Below are 3,041 nucleotides of genomic sequence, written 5' to 3'. Positions count from 1 at the left end.
TCACGTTTTGCTTCATCGCCGTCTTTTATATAACCCAAATAGTTTTCCGCATCACCAGTCATTTCACTGTTTAATGCTTCCCATTTCACCCGTTTATCTTCAGTATTTACCTCGGCATACCATTCTCTAAACTATAGTTTCTGCATAAAAGTTGTTTGTATTGTTAAATAAGATTATTTAATGGTATAAATTCCAAATTGAAGCCTTAGATTGGCTCTGCTTGCAGTATTTAATTTTTACAGTAATTCTGGGGTAAACTTATAAAAAAATCTAAAATAAATTATGACTAACTTGAAATTAAATTCCATTTATTCCTAAAATAACTTCCAATTTAAACACTATTGTTCTACATTAATAGTGTAGGTTTTTTCAAATTCTTCTGCCGGTTGATGCAGCGTATCTAAGGTAATACCATGCATTTTAATTACTATGGTTCCTGTTACTAGAGGAGTCCCCTTAATAGTAAGATGATTATATGCATGCTTTGCATCTAAATCGAAAGGCGCTAATTCAAGACCGGAATTTTTGGGCTCAATTCGATAATCAAAAATTCTATCAATTACAGGACTAAGTTGGATATAAATTTCAGCATAATAAGGTTTATTTAATGTGGCATCAGGTAAATTTTTCGGTAAAATTTTCCCTTTTGATACGCAACCAGCAAGCATAAAGATCAAAAATAGTTTGATTAGTGAGGTTAAATAATATCGTGATTTTTTCATATAATTTATTCCAATTTAAATACTATTGTTCAACATTAATAGTATAGGTTTTTTTAAATTCTTTTCCCGAATACATTGTTCCAAAAGTACTACCTGCAATTTTAATCTTAATCATTCCGGTTACTTTAGTGCTTCCTTTTACAGCAAGATGATTATATGCAGCAGGTGAGTTTAAATCGTAAGGCGCTAACTCAAGTCCTGAATTTTCAGGTTCAATTTGATAATGAAAACTTCTACCAATTACAGGACCCGGACCAACGTAAATAAAAATTTCAGCATAATAAGGTTTATTTAATGTGGCATCAGGTAAATTTTTCGGTAAAATTTTTCCTTGTGATACGCAACCAGCAAGCACAAAGATCAAAAATAGTTTGATTAGTGAGGTTAAATAATATCGTGATTTTTTCATATAATCCCCATAGTTAGGTTTATTTAATTTTTATTAACTAAAGTATTTTTTTAAGGAATTTTACTCACAATAATAGCAGCAAACGAACATTGCACAACATCTTTCAAAAAGATTCCAGCTCTCAACCAATTTTTCACCTCCCCCCATGAAAATAGTTCAAGCTGAATCTCTTCCGTTAATGAGGTTTGTTCGGTTATGTCTTGACCATTAAGTAATTTTAATTTGTCTGTCCAAACTATCCAGTGATCTTTAGTCTTAGATTTCTCGCCATATAGAAGTAGCGATGAGGCTATTAGTACGACAACATGGGTATCCGGGCGTATATAAGAATTTAAACGACATAAATCGGCCAAAGTTAAATGTAGTCCAATAATCTGTGTCGTTATATTTGTATTAATGTCATATAAAATTTTAGCACCAGACTTTTCAAACCATGTTTTAAGGTCACCAGAGGTGGTAATACCTTGAGCTTGATCATCAGGTGAGTCGTAAGCAAAAAGATTATTTTCTGAATCCCTTAAACTCGCTAAGGTCATCCAATCTATGGGTGGTGTTTTTGGTTGATTATCTTCTCTAAAAAACTTACTAGGGTGACGACAACCATAACTTGGTTTTATTTTTAAAGTGCCAATTTTAGTTTCTCCCGATTCCCAAAGCTCTTTTACAACCTGTTGATATAAATCTGATCTATCCATTAATAAACAATAAAAGAACACTGCCGGTCCACATAAACTAGCATTACCTTGATAAGGAAAATCATATTTTTTTTTCAATCTTTCTTTTAAATCTTGTTCAACTACAGTTTTATCAAAAGGATCTAACAGAACAGCTGGTGGGCGTTCTTTAACCTCAAAAGCTTTTGATTTTAAAGTTATTCTAACTTCATATATAGGTACTTCTCCATATTGAGATTTTTCGGTTGTTTCATTGTATTCAAACTCCCTTGATATACCCCACTTTTTTTCTGACGTGACGAACCCCTTAAGCGGAACAATTGCTGTCATAGGTTCAGGTAATACTTCATATTCATCCTCACCTAGTTTATGGTATAGATTTAGCTGTAATATATAAGATGTAGTATCGGCTTCTGAAACATCTAGTGAAGGATGAACTAGCGTTTTCTTATCAGATTGTAATGGCCGTTTACCTGTAGATTCTAAAACATAAATTTTATTACCTTTATCATCTATTTTATATAACTCCATTTCATAAATAATATATCTATGATTGGTTTTTGTCTTTATACTTGTGTAGATGTTGTATACTGTCATTTAAGTTTGATCCATTATTTTAATCATTTATTTTTATATTTATATTTAAAAAAAATAACCATCTAATTATTAATGTTTTACAGGTTAATAATTTCTCCCTTACTTGTTTTACTTAGAATTAAGCGAATAACAATTTTTTCTTCTTTTTCAGTATAAAACCTTTCTGTATAACCGTTATCATCAGTTTCACCGCATATAACTGAACCATCTTCCATAAAAGCTAAATATTTTGTCTTTTTATATGGTTCCGCTTCATCATTAACCATAAGGAACTTTAAGCTATATTTATCATTTTGGTCTGATTTATTTGGCAAGAATTCAGTTACAATAGTCTTAGGCAACGTTATCTCTGGTATATCTTTTTGTGCAGTGCCCATTTTTTGCAGAGCATTGCTTTTTATATACACATTATCCGCTGTGCCAAGCTCTATGCCTTCATGGCTGATTTTGATAAAAGAGCCACCACACATTAACGTCAGCGCTTCACTTGCAGTAATGGTCAGTTCGCCGTCAACACTGTCGATTTTGATATCTTGTTGAGCCGCCATATTCAGGTTGGCATTTTGCGCTTGTATGTCAATATCCCCTTGGTTGGCAAAGACCTTCATCCCCGATTTGTGGGCAAATAACCCTATCGCA

The 3,041-nt window shown here is 32.4% G+C and carries 4 protein-coding genes; all 4 read right to left on the bottom strand.

Annotated features, from left to right (window positions below; all coding sequences use genetic code 11):
* Positions 1-338: 338 nt before the first annotated feature.
* The gene (locus J3U13_RS11320) at positions 339-722 is read right to left on the bottom strand and encodes a hypothetical protein (protein WP_267342162.1); all 384 of its coding nucleotides are present in this window, start codon (positions 720-722) and stop codon (positions 339-341) included.
* Positions 723-744: 22 nt separating this feature from the next.
* Positions 745-1,131, bottom strand: coding sequence for a hypothetical protein (locus J3U13_RS11315; protein ID WP_267342161.1), 387 nt, complete (start codon positions 1,129-1,131; stop codon positions 745-747).
* A 50-nt stretch (positions 1,132-1,181) separates the two neighbouring features.
* A complete protein-coding gene (locus J3U13_RS11310) occupies positions 1,182-2,402 on the bottom strand; it encodes a hypothetical protein (RefSeq protein ID WP_267342159.1) in 1,221 nt (406 codons plus the stop codon).
* A 77-nt stretch (positions 2,403-2,479) separates the two neighbouring features.
* The coding region (locus J3U13_RS11305; RefSeq protein WP_267342158.1) for a DUF2345 domain-containing protein at positions 2,480-3,041 on the bottom strand (562 nt) is incomplete at its 5' end.

This window comes from Gilliamella sp. B2887 (assembly GCF_026537015.1).
GTDB lineage: Bacteria > Pseudomonadota > Gammaproteobacteria > Enterobacterales > Orbaceae > Gilliamella.
The sequence above is the reverse complement of the archived record's forward strand: the minus strand, read 5'-3'. Positions and strand labels throughout refer to the sequence as shown.

Excerpts from the sequence above, each read along its gene's own strand:
- J3U13_RS11310 (WP_267342159.1), bottom strand. The coding sequence starts at position 2,402 with ATGACAGTATACAACATCTACACAAGTATAAAGACAAAAACCAATCAT.
- J3U13_RS11315 (WP_267342161.1), bottom strand. The coding sequence starts at position 1,131 with ATGAAAAAATCACGATATTATTTAACCTCACTAATCAAACTATTTTTG.
- J3U13_RS11320 (WP_267342162.1), bottom strand. The coding sequence starts at position 722 with ATGAAAAAATCACGATATTATTTAACCTCACTAATCAAACTATTTTTG.